Here is a 15,461-nt window from a genome sequence, read left to right on the forward strand (position 1 = left end):
GGCGGAGCCCCCGAGTACGTGACGGGAACGGGTAGGGGCGGCGGGGGCGAGGAAAAGCCCTACGCCTGTACGGGGCGTTGGCGGGTGAAGAGTGCGCCCAGTTCGGGGGCGTTCACCCGGCGGTCCGTGAGGCGTAGGGCCTCCCAGACCGTTACCTGGTTGGCGGTGAGGACCGGCTTGCCCAGCTCCGCCTCCAGGGCGGGGAGGCAGGACGCCGTGTGCAGCGCGGTGTCCGGCAGCAGCACCACCTCCGCCTCAGGGTGATCGGCCGCCCGGGCCAAGGCGAACACCTCCGCCTCCCCCCACCCCCCGACCTCCGCCGCGGTGACGATCCCGGCCCCCCGCACCGAGACGACCTCCAGCCCCCCGTCCGTCAGGAACGACGAGAACAGCGCCGCCACGTCGTCCGGATAGGTCGCGCCGATCGCCACCCGCTTCACCCCCAGCTCCCCCACCGCGTGGGCGAACGAGAAGGACGTCGAGGAGGCCGGCAGCCCCGCCGACAGGGCAAGCGCGCGGACCTGGTCCTGGGCGCCCTGCCAGCCGTACACGAAGCTGCCGCTGGTGCACGCCCAGACCACCGCCTCGGCCCCGGACAGCCGCAGCTCCTCGACACCGGCGGCGAGACGGGCGGCCGAGCCCATCTCCAGGAGCGCGTCCACACGGTGGGCGTCCTCGCCGATGTCCGTGTGGACGACCTGGAGGCGGATGTCGCTGCCGAGGAGCTGCTCGATGCGCGGGTAGTCGTCCTCGGCCGAATGGCCCGGGTAGAGGAATCCGAGAGCCGTCATGCCCAACCTTCCTGTTCTTCCGGTAGTGCGGGCGGTACGGGCCGCACTCGCGCCGACTCGTCGATCAGCGCCTGGTACGGCCCCACCGCCCGGGTACCCAGGTGACGCAGTGCGGCCCACATCGTGACCTGGTTGGCCGAGATCACCGGGATGCGCAGCTCGGCCTCCAGCTGCGGGATGACGTCGTACGTCGGAAGGTTGGTGCAGCTGATGAAGAGCGCGTCGGCGGCCCCGCGCACCGCGTCGCGGGCCATGTCGACGACATCGCGATACGGGACCTTCCAGATGTGCCTGGTCAGCCCCATGTAGGCGCGTCCGGTGACGGTGATGCCCGCCTCGGCGACGTACTCCTCCAGGGACTGGGTGACGGAGACGGTGTAGGGCGTGACCAGGGCGATCCGCCGTACGTTCAGTTCCTCCAGCGCCTCCAGGAGGGCGCCGGACGTGGTGACGGACGGCAGCTCGCCGGCCCGGGTCATGGCCTCGCACATGGCGCGCTCACCGGCGATCCCGCCGACGAAGCTGCCGGACGTGCAGGCGTAGGCGATGATCTCGGGCTGGACGGCGTTCAGCGCGCGTACTGCGTCGCCGAGTGTCTCGTGCTCGCTGACCAGCCGCGCCAGGTCGAGGCTGACCTCGACGGGCACGAACGGTGTACGGGTGAGGTGCAGCGACACCTCGTCGGGCACCCATCGCCACAGTTCGCGGTCGAGGGCGAAGTCGAAGGGAGCGACGACGCCGACACCCCGTTGAGGATGGGGGCCCCTCCCACGCCCTTCAGGCAGTGAGGGAGGTCCACCAAGGAAGGAGACGTCCATGAGCAGCCCCAAACTCGGATCGGGCGAGTGGTGGAGATCGGCCGCGAGGCCTGCCTGGCAGCCGGGGACAGAAGCCGGCGCGGGCCGGGACGTCGGGACAGGGACAGACGGCACCCCAGGAACCCCGGGGGGAATAGCCCGTGTTGACGAAGGTAGGTTCGGGTGCGAGCGTGGTCAATCCGCCCATCTCAGACGACTCGGCCCCTGACCCGCGGCAGTGCTTCAGACGCTTCAGGACTCAGAGAAGCGGACCCTCGTTGCGAAACGGTTTCTCCCCGATGACCACTCCCTCGCCCCCTCCCCTGTTCCCGAACATGGCCGAAAAGCCGACGCTGCTGGTACTGGGCTCCGATCCGCCGCCACGGCTGGGCCGGCTGACCGGGCGGGTGCGTGTCGAGTACGCGGACGACAGGACACTGGCCGCGCTGCTGCCCACCGCGGACGCCCTCCTGATCTGGGACTTCGCCTCGCGCGCGCTGCTGCGGGCGTGGCCGGGCGAGGGGCCGCGACCGCGCTGGGTGCACACCGCGAGCGCGGGTGTGGACCATCTGATGTGCCCCGAACTCGCCGACTCCGACACGGTGGTGACGAACGCGCGCGGCGTCTTCGACCAGCCGATCGCCGAGTACGTGGCCGCGCTCGTCCTCGCCATGGCGAAGGATCTGCCGCGCACGCTTGAGCTCCAGGGGGCGCGCGAGTGGCGGCACCGCGAATCGCGACGCGTCGCAGGTACGCGTGCGTGTGTGGTCGGTTCCGGGCCGATCGGGCGGGCCATCGAGCGCACTCTGGGGGCGCTCGGCATCACGACCGCGCTCGTGGGACGGACCGCGCGCGACGGCGTGCACGGTCCCGAGGAGCTGGACCGGCTGATGGTGCGGGCCGACTGGGTGGTGTCCGCGGCGCCGCTCACCGAGGAGACGTACGGGATGTTCGACGCGCGGCGGCTGGCTCTGCTGCAGCCGTCGGCGTACTTCGTGAACGTGGGCCGCGGGCAGCTCGTCGTGCAGGACGCGCTCGTCCGGGCCCTGCGGGAGCGGTGGATCGCGGGGGCGGCGCTCGATGTCTTCGAGCGTGAACCGCTGGGCCCCGACAGCCCGTTGTGGGAGGTCCCCGGCCTGATCGTGTCCCCGCACATGAGCGGCGACACGGTGGGCTGGCGGGACGAACTGGGTACGCAGTTCGTGGAGTTGTACGCGCTCTGGGAGGCGGGTGAACCCCTGCCGAACGTCGTCGACAAGCGGCGCGGATACGTACCTGGCCACTGACACCCGTCGGAGGCACACGTGGGAGGGGCGGATGACCGGATGACCGAGCTCACCGAACTGACGGCCGTACGACTCGTCGAGGGGTACCGCAAGGGTGAATTCAGCCCCGTGGACGTGGTGCGGGCCGCGCTGCGCAGGGCCGAGGAGATCCAGCCCGCGGTGAACGCGTTCGTACGTCCCGACCATCTCGACCATCCCGACGAGGAGGCGGTGCTCGCGCGGGCCCGGGAGTCCGCCGAGCGGTGGCGGCGCGGTGAGCCGGCCGGGCTTGTGGACGGCGTACCGGTGTCGGTGAAGGACATCCTGCTGACGCGGGGCGGGCCGACCCTGCGGGGTTCGCGGACCGTGTCCGAGTCCGGGCCCTGGGACGAGGACGCGCCGTCCGTGGCGCGGCTGCGCGAGCACGGGGCGGTGTTCCTGGGGAAGACGACGACCCCCGAGTTCGGCTGGAAGGGCGTCACCGACTCACCCGTGTCGGGGGTGACCCGCAACCCCTACGACCGCTCCCGCACCGCGGGCGGGTCGAGCGGTGGGAGCGCGGCGGCCGTGGCGCTGGGCGCGGGGCCGCTGTCCCTGGGCACGGACGGCGGCGGCAGTGTCCGTATCCCCGGCTCCTTCTGCGGGATCTTCGCGCTGAAGCCGACGTACGGGAGGGTGCCGCTGTATCCGGCGAGCGCGTTCGGGACGCTCGCGCATGTAGGGCCCATGGCGCGCGATGCCGCGGACGCGGCGCTGATGATGGACGTCATCAGCGGGCCTGACACCCGCGACTGGTCGGGACTGGGGCCGGTGGCCGGCTCGTACGTGGACGGCCTGGACGGAGGTGTGCGGGGGCTGCGGGTGGCGTACTCGCCCTCCCTCGGCGGGCAGGTCGCCGTACAGCCCGGGGTCGCGGCGGCCGTGCGGCGCGGGGTGGAGGGGCTGGCGGCCCTCGGTGCGTACGTCGAGGAGGCCGACCCCGATGTCACGGATCCCGTCGAGGCGTTCCACGTGCTGTGGTTCAGCGGGGCGGCGCGGGTGACGCAGCGGCTCGGCCCGCGGCAGCGGGAGCTGCTCGATCCGGGGCTGCGGGAGATCGTCGGGCTGGGTGAGCGGTTCAGCGCGCTGGACTATCTCGCGGCGGTGGACGTCCGGATGGAGCTGGGGCGGCGGATGGGGCGCTTCCATGACACGTACGACGTGCTGGTGACGCCCACTTTGCCGATCACCGCGTTCGAGGCGGGGGTGGAGGTGCCGGGTGGGTCGGGGTATCGCAGGTGGACGGGGTGGACGCCGTTCACGTACCCCTTCAACATGACGCAGCAGCCGGCCGCCACCGTCCCGGTGGGGGTGGATGAGAGGGGTCTGCCTGTGGGGCTGCAGGTCGTCGGAGCCCGTCACCAGGACGCGCTGGTCCTGCGGGTGGCTCACGCGTTGTACGCGGCGGGGGTCGGCGGGGTTGCGCGGCCGTCCCTCTAGCGGCCCGGTGGGGGCTGGCCGCGCAGTTCCCCCGCGCCCCTCAAAGCAACCGATTCCGCCGTTCCCCGCGCCCCTGAAAGGCAAAAGACTGCGCCGTTCCCCGCGCCCCTGATGGGGCGCCCCCCGCCCCTGTTTTCAGGGGCGCGGGGAACTGCGCAGCTCGCGCGCACCGGGCCCGCAGGGAGGCACGGGTCAGCCCTACGCCCGGCGGAAGTTCAGCGTCTCTTCCAGGGCCCCCGACCGCCACAGGTCGTTGCACGCCTCCGCCATCGTGTCGAGGCCTTCCACCACCTGGCCCCACACGATCCCCGGCACCCACCCCACATCCCCGTTGAGCAGCAGGTTGTTTCGTTCGTAGAAGAGTGCGAGGTCGATCACCGGTGTGCCCGCCCGGACGCCGGACGCGCCCCCGTACCCGTACGCCGTCGACCCCAGCTGCGTACCGGAGAAGGAGAAGTAGCAGAGGTCGCCCGGGATGGGCGTGACGGTCGGGTTCTCCAGGGGCGGCTCCGCCGGGGCGAACGCCGGCAGCAGGGTGTAGATCTCGTTGCGGGCGTACTTCGCGTGGAAGACGTCACCGCCGAGCGGCAACGCGTTCCAGACGGCTTCGCAGGTGATCGGGGCGCGGTCGTCGAGGAGCTTCGCCGTGCAGTGGACTCCGCGCTTGGACAGGGACACGTCGATGTAGCGGTCAGCCATGGGTTCCATGGTCCACCCGGGGTCAATACCGCCGTCGCGGGCATCGGGGCGCAAATTAATCCGAATAACTTGTATCGCGTGGGGTAGCCGCGCGCCCATGGCTCCACCAATTGGGAACGACTCTAAGGAAGCTTTGCCGGACGTCGGGCACCGCGGCACGAGCCGCCGGTCGCTGCTGGCGGGTGTCGCGGCGCTCGGCGCACTCGGTGCCGCCGGCTGCAGCCGGGTGGCCACCGCGTCGGGCAAGGACGGCGGTGACCTCCTGGACCGGCTGAAGGCGCAGGGCGTCGTACGCCTCGGTATCGCCGGTGAGATCCCCTTCGGTTACATCGACAAGGACGGTGAGCTGACCGGCGAGGCCCCGGAACTCGCGAAGGTCATCTTCAAGCGGCTGGGGGTGGACCGCGTACAGCCCGTGCCGACGGAGTTCGGCTCGCTCATCCCCGGTCTGAAGTCCCAGCAGTTCGACGTGGTCGCCGCCGGGATGTACATCAACGCCGAGCGCTGCGCCCAGGTGATCTTCTCCGACCCCGACTACCAGATGCTCGACGCCTTCATCGTCCGCAAGGGCAACCCGAAGAACCTGCGCGACTACAAGGACGTCGTGAAGTCGGGGGCGAAGTTCGCGACCGGCACGGGATACGCGGAGATCCAGTACGCGGTCGAGGCCGGGTACAAGGAGAGCGACATCCTGATCGTCCAGGACCAGGTCGCGGGCATGAACGCCGTCGAGGCGGGCCGTGTCGACGTCTTCGCCGGGACGGCGCTGACCACCCGCGAGGTCGTCAAGAAGTCCGGCAAGGTGGAGTCGACCGAGCCGTTCGCTCCCCTCGTGGACGGCAAGCCGCACACGGACGGCGGCGGCTTCGCGTTCCGCCCGACGGAGACGAAGCTGCGGGACGCCTTCAACGTGGAGCTCAAGAAGATGAAGGACAGCGGTGAGCTGCTGCGCATCCTGCGGCCCTTCGGCTTCACCAAGAACGAGATGACCGATCTGACCGCGAAGGAGTTGTGCGGCGGATGACATCGGGACTCTGGGAACTCGTCCTCAAGGGGATCTGGGTCACGGTCCAGCTGCTGGTCCTCAGCGCGCTGCTGGCCGCGGCCGTCTCCTTCGTGGTGGGCATCGCACGTGTCCACCGGCTGTGGATCGTCCGCTTCCTCGCGGGCTTCTACACCGAGGTGTTCCGCGGCACCTCGGCACTGATCATGATCTTCTGGGTGTTCTTCGTGCTGCCACTCGCCTTCGGCTGGCAGCTGGTCCCGCTGTGGGCCGGCACCCTGGCCCTGGGCCTCACCTACGGGGCGTACGGCTCCGAGATCGTGCGCGGCGCCCTGAACTCCGTCGACCCGGCGCAGGTGGAGGGCGGTATCGCGCTCAGCTTCACGCCCTGGCAGCGACTGCGGCTGATCCTGCTGCCGCAGGCCGTGCCGGAGATGATCCCGCCCTTCTCCAACCTGCTGATCGAGCTGCTCAAGGGCACCGCCCTGGTGTCCGTGATGGGCATGGGCGATCTGGCCTTCAGCGGGAACCTGGTGCGGCTCGCGCTGCAGGAGAGCGCGGAGATCTACACGTACATCCTGCTGATCTACTTCGTGATCGCCTTCCTGCTCACGCGGCTCATGCGCGGACTGGAGAAGCGGTTGAAGGCCGGAATCGGAGAGGTTCCTGAGAAGGGTGTGTCCCAGGCCGAGCTGCATCGCCCGGAGACCACCGGAGTCGGCGGAGGTGCCGCATGACATGGGACTGGAGTGCCGTCGGCGACTTCATGCCGCACTTCTGGGACGGACTGCTGGTCACCCTGCAGGCCCTGGTGCTCGGCTCGCTGATCTCCTTCGTCCTCGGGCTGGTGTGGGCGCTGCTGATGCGGGCGCCGACCCGCTGGGTGCGCTGGCCGGTCGGGGTCGTCACCGAGTTCATCCGCAACACCCCGCTGCTGGTGCAGCTGTTCTTCCTCTTCTACGTGCTGCCCGAGTGGGACATCACGTTCTCCGCGATGACCACCGGTGTCGTCGCCATCGGGCTGCACTACTCGACGTACACGATGCAGGTCTACCGGGCCAGCATCGAGGGCGTGCCGGCCGGCCAATGGGAAGCGGCCACGGCACTGAACCTGCCCCTGACCCGGACGTGGACCGCGGTGATCCTGCCGCAGGCGATCCGCCGGGTGGTGCCCGCACTGGGCAACTACGTCATCTCGATGCTCAAGGACACGCCGATGCTGATGGCGATCACCGTCCTCGACATGCTCGGTGAGGCGCGGCTCTTCGCGCAGCAGAACTTCCAGTTCACCGAGCCCCTGACGGTCATCGGCGTGGCCTTCATCCTCATTTCCTATCCCGCTTCCCTCCTCATGCGAGCCCTGGAGCGACGTCTTGTCCGCTGAAAACCCCCTGACAGAAGATTCCGGCGCCAACCCGGCGGTGGACGGCAGCGAGCTGATCCGGTTCGACAAGGTCACCAAGCGCTTCGGCGACAACACGGTCCTCGACGACCTCGACTTCTCCGTCGCGTCCGGCAAGCACGTCACGCTGATCGGCCCGTCCGGCTCCGGCAAGACGACGATCCTGCGGCTGCTGATGACCCTGACGAAGCCCGACGAGGGCACGATCAAGGTGGGTGGCGACTACCTCACCCACGAGGAGAAGAACGGCAAGCTGGTCCCGGCCGGCGAGAAGCACATCCGCGAGGTCCGCAAGAACATCGGGATGGTCTTCCAGCAGTTCAACCTCTTCCCCAACATGAAGGTGCTCCGCAACATCACCGAGGCGCCGGTCACCGTGCTCGGCATGTCCAAGGACGCGGCCGAGGAGCGGGCCCGCGAGCTGCTGGACCTGGTGGGGCTCGCCGAGCACATCGACAAGTACCCGAGCCAGCTCTCCGGCGGGCAGCAGCAGCGCGTCGCGATCGCGCGGGCGCTGGCGATGCGGCCGCAGGTGCTGCTCCTGGACGAGGTGACGTCCGCACTCGACCCCGAGCTGGTCGCGGGCGTCCTCGACGTGCTGCGGGACATCGCCCGCAGCACCGACATCACGATGCTGTGCGTGACCCACGAGATGAGCTTCGCCCGGGACATCTCCGACCAGGTGCTGATGTTCGACTCCGGGAGGGTCCTGGAGTCGGGCCCGCCGGAGAAGATCTTCGGTGACCCGGAGCACGACAGGACCAGGGAGTTCCTCGGCGCGGTGCTCTGAGCCCGGACCGGCCGCCCGGCCAGGCGGGCCGGTCGGCCGGGTGAACCGGTCGGCCCGGTGAGCCGGGTCGGGCGAGTCCGTCGGGGCGGCCAGATCGTCCGGGACGCCGGTGCATGCCTTCGGCATGTGCCGGACGGGTGCGCCACTGCTGAGGCGATCGGATCACGCCATCAATCCCGCCAACAGCCCCTCCGCGCGCCCGGCCCGACGGCTATCGTGGAGGAGGCCCGGCCGTCCGGGCTGCGTTGATGTGCGGGTCGATGCGCGTGACGTCGACCCGCGCGCCGGGCCGAAAAGCGCAGGGGGATCACCGTGGCGCTGAAGCGCGAGTCGACCGCGCCGTACCACTCGGCCCAGGACGCCCTGCGCGTCCTGGAGACCGTGGCACGGCACACCACCGGCATCACCGACGTCGAACTCGCCCGGCACACCGGCCTCGGCACCGAACGCCTCACCGCCCTCCTGCGCATGCTGCGCCGCGAGGGGTACGTGGAGCAGCTCGCGGACGGCGCGTACGCGACCGGGGAGGCCTTCGGCCGGCTGGGTTCCGTGCGCGACCGGGACGAGGCACTGCGCGTCCAGCTCCAGCGGAACCTCGACCGGCTGCGCGACTCGGTCGGCGCCGCCGTCTACATGAGCCGGTACGTGGACGGTGAGATCCACGTCACCCAGTGCGCGGAGGGCCCGGCCACCCCGGCGGTCAACGAATGGGTGGACTTCCGCTCCGCGGCGCACGCCAGCGCCATCGGCAAGAGCCTGCTCGGCCAGCTCGACCTCAACGGCCGGCGCGACCACCTCTCCCGCCACCGGATGGCCCGGCTCACCTCGCGCACCATCACCAACGAACGCGTGCTGCTGTCCCGGCTCGACGCCCAGGCACCCACCGTGCCCGTGCTCGACCTCCAGGAGTACGCGATCGGCACGGTCTGCGCGGCGGTCCCCATCACGGCCGGTTCGGCCGTGGGCTGCCTCGCCCTCTCCCTGCCGGTGGAGCACGCCCACCGGCTGCGCGAGGCCGCCGACACCCTCAACCGGGGCGCGGCGCCGGTACTGCTGTCCCTGGCGATCTGAGCAGCCGCCCGGCACCTCGCCGGTGGTCCGGAGCACCCCTGCGGAGCGGGTAGTATTTTCCCTGTCGCCAGCCGCGAGAGCGGTCGGCGGGAGTCACGCGCCGCTAGCTCAGTTGGTTAGAGCAGCTGACTCTTAATCAGCGGGTCCGGGGTTCGAGTCCCTGGCGGCGCACAAGAAGAGCACCACCGAAAGGCCTCCGCGCAAGCGGGGGCCTTTCGCGTTGCGCCTCACCTGAGCAGCAGTTCCTCGCGTCCCCGCGCCCGGTACCGCGCCACCAGCGCCTCGACGTCGGCCCCGCTCAGCAGCCGGTACCCGGCGCTCTCCGGCTCCCCCGTCGGCCGCCACCACACGGGGTCCGCGCACCGGAAGCCCTCGCGGCGCAGGCCCGCCCGGTGGATCTTGTTGGTGGCGGTGACCGGCATCCGGTCGAGGACCCGTACGAAACGGGGGGCCATCTTGGTGCCCAGGTCCGGCTGGGCGCGCAGGAAGGCCTCGAAGGCGGGCGGGTCGAAGGTGCCGGCCACGGCGGCCATGACCTGGTCGCCGGCCACCGGGTCGGGGACGGCGTACACGGCCACGGCGTCCGCGCCCTCGTAGCGGGCGAGGATGTTCTCGATCACCGCGGCGGCCAGGTTCTCGCTGTCGACGCGGAGCCGGTCGTCGGTGCGGCCCGCGAAGTACAGGTAGCCGTCGGCGTCCCGGTAGAAGAGGTCGCCGGTCCAGTACCAGCCGCCCCTGCCGCGCGCCGCGTCCGCCGCCGGGTTGCGCCAGTAGCCCTCGAAGGGGTTGGGGCCGCGGTTCACCAGCTCGCCGATGGCCTCGTGCCCGTTGAGCAGCAGGCCGTCGGCTCCGAAGAGCGCCGCGGGGCACTCGGCGCCGGTCTCGGGGTCGATCACCGCGAGGTCGTCGCCGGGGGCCGCCCGTCCGGTCGCGCCCTTCGGTGTCCCCGGCGACCACTGGATCGCCGCCCCGCCCTCCGACGACCCGTAGCCCTCCACCAGGCGCACCCCGAACCGTTCCTCGAAGGCCGCCGCGTCCACCGCCCCCGCCTCCGTCCCGAAGCCCGTGCGCAGCGGGTTGTCGCGGTCGTCTGCGCGGGGCGGGGTCTGCAGGATGTACTGGACCGCGCGTCCCACGTAGGTGAAGTACGTGGCCCCGTAGGCCCGTACGTCCGGCAGGAAGCCCGAGGCGGAGAAGCGGCGCCGCAGCGCCACGCCCGCGCCGGCCGCGAGGGCGGGCGCCCAGTCGGCGATCACGGCGTTGCCGTGGAACATCGGCATGCAGATGTAGTGCACGTCGTCCGCGCGCACCCCGAAGTGACCGACCAGCGACCGCCCGGCCGCCGCGAGCCGTCCCTGGGAGCAGATCGCCGCCTTGGGCGCACCGGTCGAGCCGGAGGTGAAGTAGAGGAGGAAGCGGCTGCGCGGGGTCGCCCGCCCCTGTCCCGGTTCCGGGCGCGCGTCCGCGTAGGGCGCGAGCAGGTCCTCGTACGCCTGCGTGTCGGTCACCAGGACGCGTACGCCGGGGAGTTCGAGTCCGTCGAGGAGGGGGAGGTGGGTCCGCTCGGTGACCAGGACGCGGCACTCGGTGTGGAGGATGTCGCGGGCGAGTTCGGGGCCGCGGCGGGTCGGGTTGATCCCGGCGACGGCCGCGCCCGCGAGGGCCGCGGCGCCCAGCCAGAGGGGGAACTCGGGGGTGTTGTCGAGCAGCACGCCCACATGCGGCTGCGCGCGGGACGGCAGCAGGTCGGTGAGCAGCGCGGCCCGCGCCGCCGCACCCGCGGCCACCTCGTGGTGCGTCAGGGTCCGCTCCTCGAACCACAGCCCGGGCCGGTGGTCACCCCACCGCTCCTGTACGAGTTCGGCGACGGTACGCCGTTCGGCCGCCGTGCTCCTGGCTCCCATGGGGGCGCACCATAATTGACGGAGCGTCAGATGGGGAGGGTCGTGGCAGCGGTTCCTGCCGTGGCCCGGCGTGGTGTCCGGTACAGCTCCACGCACGCCGTCACGGCCATGCCGACGTGCGTGGAACCTACCCGTGGGGGGTGGCGGAGATCCTCAGGCGCCGATCAGAACGTGACGTCCGAGCAGGCGTAGAACGCGTTGCCCGTGTCGGCGATCGTCCACACCGCGAGGATGACGTGGTGTCCGCTCTTGCCGGACGGCAGGGTGCCGCTGTGCGAGAGCGTAGCCGGGGGCTGACCGCTGTAGGGGACGGTCAGGAACGGGGTGGTGTCCAGCGCGGACCGGGTCAGCGGAGCGTTCTGGTTCCAGCCGTTCTTGGTGATGTAGTACTTGAAGTCGGTCGTGGAGTGCCGTGCCGTGAACTGCCAGCGGAAGGTGTAGCTCTGACCGCCGCTGACCCTCGTCGTCGGCCAGGCGCCGCCCGAGGGCGTCGTCGCCTTGTCGAGCGCACCGAAGTTGGTGTGGTTCGCGGAACAGATCTGACCGTCCGAGGGCCCGCCCGCCGGGAAGCCCTTGGGCCCCTCGACGCTCTGCGGTTCCCACTGGATGGCACCGCAGTTGGCCACGGTGCCGTTCTGGCAGACCTTCTGCCTGCTGACGGGAAGATCGGTGTAGCCGTGGCCGGTGGCCCCGCCGCTGGAGAGGACGATCGCTCCGGTGGTGGCGAGTCCGACGGCGGCGGCGTACCACTTCAGTCGCTTTCGGGGCGGGGGAGTTGGCCGGAGGGTGGGCTGGGGAGTCTCTCGCATGCTGCCGCTCCTGGAGAACGTGGGGGAAGTTCCGTGAGCCGTGCGTGCGCGTCGCGATGCGTCAAGCGATGATTCTTCAGGTCTAGACCAAGTACCAGATTATTGCCAGGACTTGGCTGTGTCCATATCAAGTCCACCTCAAAAGCGGGATGGGTCCATACCAATCCCGGACGGGCCGAGGGGGAGGCCGAGAGGAAGGCCGGTCGTGGAGAGGATGCGGTGGCACCGGTCCCGCGACTTCTCCACCAGCTGTCCGTTCGGGTCGTCGTTGGTGGCCACCCAGTCACGCGCCTGCGCCTCGTCCCTCCCACCCGCCAACTGCCGCTCCATCAGCCTCTCCTGCCGCACGCCCCCCGGCGCCTCGACGTACCAGCACTCCCCCATGAGCACATACGCGTCCCGCCATCCCGGCAGATCGCAGGCGAGATAGTTCCCCTCGGTGACGACGAGCTGGGCGGCCGGAGGCACGAGGTGCCGCGCGGCGACGGGCTCGTGGAGGGTGCGGTCGTAGTCCGGTACGTAGATGTCGCGGACGGTCTCGTCGAGGACCCGGCGCAGCAGATCGACGTAGCCCCACACGTCGAAGCTCGGCTCGGAGCCCTTGCGGGCGGTCAGGCCGAGGCGTTCCAGCTGGGCGTTGGAGAGGTGGAAGCCGTCGAGCGGCAGATAGGCGGCGCCCTCACCGAGGTGCGCGACCAGGGCGCGGGCGAGGGTGGACTTGCCGGCCCCGGGCGGTCCCGCCAGGCCCAGCACGGCCCGCGGGGTGTCCTCCGTCAGACTCCAGGCGTCCGCGGCGAGCCCGGCGAGGGTGAGGGCGCTCCCGGCGAACTCGGTACCGGGGCCGGGGCCGGTGCGAGGGGCCTGCGGGTCGGGGCCGGCTGGAGTGGCTTGCGGGTCGGAGGAGGCGGAAGTGGCCTGCGGGTCGGAGGCGGTGGGGGTGGTGCGGGGGCCGGTGGTGGGGGTGCGGGGGTCATCGATCTCCATGCCCCGTATAGAACGCCACCGTCAGGTCCTTCACCAGGGCCTTGCGCTCGTAGTCGTCCAGCTCGACGAGACCGCGCAGGGTCAGCCGGGTCACCGTGTCCTCCACGGAGTCGACGACCGAGGTGAGGACCGTGTCGCGGTGCTGGGCGTCCAGGGCCGCGATCCGGCGGCGCTGCATCACGGCGGCGATCTCGGGCGCGTACTCCACCCCGAGCGGCTGCGCCGAGTACACCTGAAGGCCGACCGCCGCCGCCTCCGCCGCCACCAGCCGGGTCAGCGAGTCGCTGACGGCCTCCGTGTTGCGCAGGGTCGCGGAGTCCGCCGCGCCCGACGGACCCGGCCCGTAGGACGCGTTCGGCGAGAGGTCGGCCGGCAGCTGGGCGAGCACCCGGGCGAGCGCCGCCTCCACGCACTCGCGCAGATACAGCTGGTGGTCCTCGACGCCGAGCGCGGCGCGGGCGGTGTCCCGCACCCGCCAGACGACGAGCACGACGACACGCAGCGCGACCCCGTTCGCGTCGACCGCGGGCATCGCCTCGCTCCGCCAGTGCCGCAGCCGTACGTCGATACGGCGGCGCAGCACAAGCGGGTTCACCCACATGAGCCCGGTGCGCCGGACCGTGCCCCGGTAGCGGCCGAAGAGGCCGAGCACCCAGGCGCGTCCGGTACGGCCGCGCGCCAGCCCGCCGAACCCGAACAGGGCGAGCGCCCCGCAGCCCGCGAGCGCCGCCCACTGCGGTCCGCCGAGCCCGGCGCCGGTGTGCGCGGGCAGCCCCAGCGCGTCCACGGCCAGCGGCGGCAGGACGCCCGCCCACCAGGACGCCAGGACGCAGCCGGTCGTACCGACCGCGCCGGCCAGCACCCCGGCCATGCCCGGCAGCACCCGTGCGGGCCGCTCGACGAGGTCGGGGTCGACCTCCGGTGTGGGCCTCGGCCGCAGCGGGGCGGGGGGACGCCGGGTGATCCGCGGCTGCTCCCCCGTGCCGCGCCGGCGGTTCACCACCGCGGGTGCCAGCGCCACGGACACCGGTTCGGGCTCGTCGCGGAAGAGCAGGTGGACCGGGATCTCGGTGGTCGCCTCGTTGTGGATGATCCGCGCCCCGCGGCCACCTGTGTCACGACCTCCCGTGTCCCGGCCGCCCGCCTCTCGGCCGCCCGTCTCGGGCGGCCCCTCGGACTCCGGGGAGTGTGAAGTGGTCGTCGTACTCATACGTGCCTCCGTGCCTCCGCGCCTCCGCGCCGGGAAGAACAGTCATGTCCGGTGGAAGGACCGCGGGTCCGGTGGGTGAACCGCGGCCGGGTGGAAGAACCGCCTAGGAGAAGAGCCGCCGCCAGGTCTCCGGGCCCGGGTAGCCGTCCGCCGCCCCGCCGCGCCACCCCTGCGCGCGCTGGAACGCCTCGACGTTGCGCCGGTCGCCCTCGCCCCAGCGCGGTCCCGGGCCCCGCGTGTAGTGCGTACCGAATCCCTTCTTCACCAGTTGCCTCCCCAGCCGGGTGACGTGCTCGCTGTCGGCGCCGGGCCGGAACGCCGCCCGGCCGGGATAACCGGGGACGCCGTGCGAGGCGACACCGCCGGCCGGGGGCTTCGCGGGAGTGCCGGGGCTGCCGGCGCTCGCGGCCCGGACGTCCCGGCCCTTCCCGTTCACCAGATACGACCAGGTCGTCGGCCCCGGCAGCCCGTCGGCGTCGGCCCCGGTCCAGCCCTGCGCCTGCTGGAACGCCCGGGTCGCCCGCCGGTCCGCCTCCGACCAGCGCGGCCCCGGCCCCGAGAGGTAGAAGCTCCCCGCGCCCCGCGCGACGAGCATCCGCCCGAGCCGGGTGACGTACGCGTTGTTCGCGCCGGGCCCGAAGGCGGCGGCGCCGGGATAGCGGGCCGTGGCCGGAGAGGTGGCGGACGTGCCGGTACCGGTGCCCGTGCCGCCCTTGCCCGGCTCCGCCCTGAGCCCCTTGTACCGATAGGCGAGATAGCGGTCCGAATTGCTCCAGTAGGCGTACGGAGTGGCCTGCCTGCGGGCGCGCGGGCGCGTCAGCTCGTACGCGATGTAATGGCTCCGCGTGTAATCCGTCCAGCCGCCGAAAATCACGACGTGGGACCCTTTCTCGGGGTCCGACGGATTGTGGAAGAGCAGCATGTCCCCCGGCTGGAGATCGTCCCGGCCGACTCTGACGCCGTACTTGTCGAGGCTGCCCGTCCATTCGTTCCCGCCGAGGTTCCAGGCCATCGAGACGAACCCGGAACAGTCCTGGCGGTAACCGTCGGACCAGTACGCGCCCATGTTGTAGGGCACCTGCGCGACGACCCACTGCCTGGCCCGGTTGATGATCTCGGCCCGGGTCGTCGGGGACACCTTGGCCTTGGCCGGTACGCCGGCCGGGCCGTGCAGCGGGGTCGCGCCGCCCTGCGGTGTGCCGGGATCGTCGGCCGCGGGGGCGCCGGGCCGCTGCGGGGCGTGCGCGGCGGCGACGG

Annotated in this window: 15 protein-coding genes and 1 tRNA gene; 8 read left to right on the forward strand and 8 right to left on the reverse strand. The window is 71.5% G+C overall.

The features are described 5' to 3' along the window. Window positions 1-59: 59 nt before the first annotated feature. Window positions 60-791, reverse strand: coding sequence for a maleate cis-trans isomerase family protein (locus tag IE278_RS26740; protein WP_189775818.1), 732 nt, complete (start codon window positions 789-791; stop codon window positions 60-62). After that, a complete protein-coding gene (locus IE278_RS26745) occupies window positions 788-1,609 on the reverse strand; it encodes a maleate cis-trans isomerase family protein (RefSeq protein WP_189775819.1) in 822 nt (273 codons plus the stop codon). The genes IE278_RS26740 and IE278_RS26745 overlap by 4 nt, the downstream gene beginning before the upstream one ends. Before the next feature lie 278 nt (window positions 1,610-1,887). Here IE278_RS26745 and IE278_RS26750 point away from each other — a divergent pair, with 278 nt between their 5' ends. Continuing rightward, entirely contained in the window at window positions 1,888-2,874 is a 987-nt protein-coding gene (locus IE278_RS26750; protein WP_189775820.1) for a D-2-hydroxyacid dehydrogenase, read from the forward strand. Window positions 2,875-2,913: 39 nt separating this feature from the next. After that, on the forward strand, window positions 2,914-4,332 hold the full coding sequence (locus tag IE278_RS26755; protein WP_189775821.1) for an amidase: 1,419 nt from the start codon (window positions 2,914-2,916) through the stop codon (window positions 4,330-4,332). A gap of 198 nt (window positions 4,333-4,530) precedes the next feature. On the opposite strand, the gene IE278_RS26760 is transcribed toward IE278_RS26755, so the two are convergent. Then, on the reverse strand, window positions 4,531-5,031 hold the full coding sequence (locus IE278_RS26760; protein WP_189775822.1) for a DUF3830 family protein: 501 nt from the start codon (window positions 5,029-5,031) through the stop codon (window positions 4,531-4,533). A gap of 97 nt (window positions 5,032-5,128) precedes the next feature. On the opposite strand from IE278_RS26760, the gene ehuB reads away from it, so the two are divergent. From ehuB to IE278_RS26790, 6 genes are all read left to right on the forward strand, one after another. Next, window positions 5,129-6,055, forward strand: a complete 927-nt coding sequence (ehuB, locus tag IE278_RS26765; protein ID WP_189775823.1) for an ectoine/hydroxyectoine ABC transporter substrate-binding protein EhuB — start codon at window positions 5,129-5,131, stop codon at window positions 6,053-6,055. Further along, window positions 6,052-6,771 carry an ectoine/hydroxyectoine ABC transporter permease subunit EhuC gene (ehuC, locus tag IE278_RS26770; protein ID WP_189775824.1) on the forward strand — a complete coding sequence of 240 codons (720 nt, stop codon included), beginning with the start codon at window positions 6,052-6,054 and terminating at the stop codon, window positions 6,769-6,771. Before ehuB ends, ehuC begins: the two co-directional genes overlap by 4 nt. Then, window positions 6,768-7,418, forward strand: a complete 651-nt coding sequence (ehuD, locus tag IE278_RS26775) for an ectoine/hydroxyectoine ABC transporter permease subunit EhuD (RefSeq protein WP_189775825.1) — start codon at window positions 6,768-6,770, stop codon at window positions 7,416-7,418. The genes ehuC and ehuD overlap by 4 nt, the downstream gene beginning before the upstream one ends. Continuing rightward, the gene (gene ehuA, locus IE278_RS26780) at window positions 7,408-8,226 is read left to right on the forward strand and encodes an ectoine/hydroxyectoine ABC transporter ATP-binding protein EhuA (protein WP_373312088.1); all 819 of its coding nucleotides are present in this window, start codon (window positions 7,408-7,410) and stop codon (window positions 8,224-8,226) included. The genes ehuD and ehuA overlap by 11 nt, the downstream gene beginning before the upstream one ends. Before the next feature lie 312 nt (window positions 8,227-8,538). After that, on the forward strand, window positions 8,539-9,297 hold the full coding sequence (locus tag IE278_RS26785; protein WP_189775826.1) for an IclR family transcriptional regulator: 759 nt from the start codon (window positions 8,539-8,541) through the stop codon (window positions 9,295-9,297). Window positions 9,298-9,394: 97 nt separating this feature from the next. Then, window positions 9,395-9,468, forward strand: a tRNA-Lys gene (locus IE278_RS26790). A gap of 56 nt (window positions 9,469-9,524) precedes the next feature. Here the strand turns inward: IE278_RS26790 and IE278_RS26795 are convergent. The 5 genes from IE278_RS26795 to IE278_RS26815 form a co-directional block, all read right to left on the reverse strand. Then, window positions 9,525-11,201 (reverse strand): AMP-binding protein, encoded by a 1,677-nt coding sequence (locus IE278_RS26795; protein ID WP_189775827.1) that lies wholly within the window; start codon window positions 11,199-11,201, stop codon window positions 9,525-9,527. A gap of 164 nt (window positions 11,202-11,365) precedes the next feature. Continuing rightward, on the reverse strand, window positions 11,366-12,010 hold the full coding sequence (locus IE278_RS26800) for a lytic polysaccharide monooxygenase auxiliary activity family 9 protein (protein ID WP_189775828.1): 645 nt from the start codon (window positions 12,008-12,010) through the stop codon (window positions 11,366-11,368). Between the two features lie 138 nt (window positions 12,011-12,148). Continuing rightward, window positions 12,149-12,994 (reverse strand): nucleoside/nucleotide kinase family protein, encoded by an 846-nt coding sequence (locus IE278_RS26805; RefSeq protein ID WP_246570697.1) that lies wholly within the window; start codon window positions 12,992-12,994, stop codon window positions 12,149-12,151. After that, window positions 12,981-14,204: an SPFH domain-containing protein gene (locus IE278_RS26810; protein WP_189775829.1), complete on the reverse strand. Its 1,224-nt coding sequence runs from the start codon at window positions 14,202-14,204 to the stop codon at window positions 12,981-12,983. Before IE278_RS26810 ends, IE278_RS26805 begins: the two co-directional genes overlap by 14 nt. 103 nt (window positions 14,205-14,307) lie before the next feature. Beyond that, on the reverse strand, window positions 14,308-15,461 hold a 1,154-nt coding region (locus tag IE278_RS26815; RefSeq protein ID WP_189775830.1), incomplete at its 5' end, for a peptidoglycan-binding protein.

The sequence above is a fragment of the Streptomyces tauricus genome (genome assembly GCF_014650955.1).
Taxonomy (GTDB): Bacteria; Actinomycetota; Actinomycetes; order Streptomycetales; family Streptomycetaceae; genus Streptomyces; species Streptomyces tauricus.

Excerpts from the sequence above, each read along its gene's own strand:
- IE278_RS26805 (WP_246570697.1), bottom strand. The coding sequence starts at position 12,994 with ATGGAGATCGATGACCCCCGCACCCCCACCACCGGCCCCCGCACCACC.
- IE278_RS26760 (WP_189775822.1), bottom strand. The coding sequence starts at position 5,031 with ATGGCTGACCGCTACATCGACGTGTCCCTGTCCAAGCGCGGAGTCCAC.
- ehuC (WP_189775824.1), top strand. The coding sequence starts at position 6,052 with ATGACATCGGGACTCTGGGAACTCGTCCTCAAGGGGATCTGGGTCACG.
- ehuD (WP_189775825.1), top strand. The coding sequence starts at position 6,768 with ATGACATGGGACTGGAGTGCCGTCGGCGACTTCATGCCGCACTTCTGG.
- ehuB (WP_189775823.1), top strand. The coding sequence starts at position 5,129 with ATGGCTCCACCAATTGGGAACGACTCTAAGGAAGCTTTGCCGGACGTC.
- IE278_RS26795 (WP_189775827.1), bottom strand. The coding sequence starts at position 11,201 with ATGGGAGCCAGGAGCACGGCGGCCGAACGGCGTACCGTCGCCGAACTC.
- IE278_RS26810 (WP_189775829.1), bottom strand. The coding sequence starts at position 14,204 with ATGAGTACGACGACCACTTCACACTCCCCGGAGTCCGAGGGGCCGCCC.
- IE278_RS26745 (WP_189775819.1), bottom strand. The coding sequence starts at position 1,609 with ATGGACGTCTCCTTCCTTGGTGGACCTCCCTCACTGCCTGAAGGGCGT.
- IE278_RS26755 (WP_189775821.1), top strand. The coding sequence starts at position 2,914 with ATGACCGAGCTCACCGAACTGACGGCCGTACGACTCGTCGAGGGGTAC.
- IE278_RS26740 (WP_189775818.1), bottom strand. The coding sequence starts at position 791 with ATGACGGCTCTCGGATTCCTCTACCCGGGCCATTCGGCCGAGGACGAC.
- IE278_RS26800 (WP_189775828.1), bottom strand. The coding sequence starts at position 12,010 with ATGCGAGAGACTCCCCAGCCCACCCTCCGGCCAACTCCCCCGCCCCGA.
- IE278_RS26750 (WP_189775820.1), top strand. The coding sequence starts at position 1,888 with ATGACCACTCCCTCGCCCCCTCCCCTGTTCCCGAACATGGCCGAAAAG.